The 279-nt window shown below is 71.3% G+C and carries 1 protein-coding gene; it reads left to right on the top strand.

The window, feature by feature from the left end; all coding sequences use genetic code 11:
• Positions 1-279, top strand: a 279-nt coding sequence (locus HOP53_RS21495) for a four-carbon acid sugar kinase family protein (protein ID WP_234271885.1), incomplete at both ends; no start/stop codon positions are given.

Below are 279 nucleotides of genomic sequence, written 5' to 3'. Positions count from 1 at the left end.
ACCGGCGCACTGGATGCAGCGGCTCCCTTTGCCGCCCGTGGGGCGCAGGCGCGGGTGGTGATCGCCCCCGAGCGGCTCGAGGCGGCGCTGAGCGCTTGGGGCGAAGCCCCGCCAGAAGTGATTGCCGTTAACACGGAGTCGCGCCATTTACCGGCGGCTGAGGCTGCCGAGCGGGTGGCCACGGTGACCCGGCGTCTCGCCCCATACACCCCCACGGTGTGGTTCAAGAAGGTCGACTCCACCCTGCGCGGCCAGGTGGTGGCCGAGAGCCTGGCCATG

The sequence above is a fragment of the Billgrantia ethanolica genome (assembly GCF_021404305.1).
Lineage (GTDB): Bacteria > Pseudomonadota > Gammaproteobacteria > Pseudomonadales > Halomonadaceae > Halomonas > Halomonas ethanolica.
Note: the sequence above shows the minus strand (reverse complement) of the source record. Positions and strands in the feature narration are given on the sequence as shown.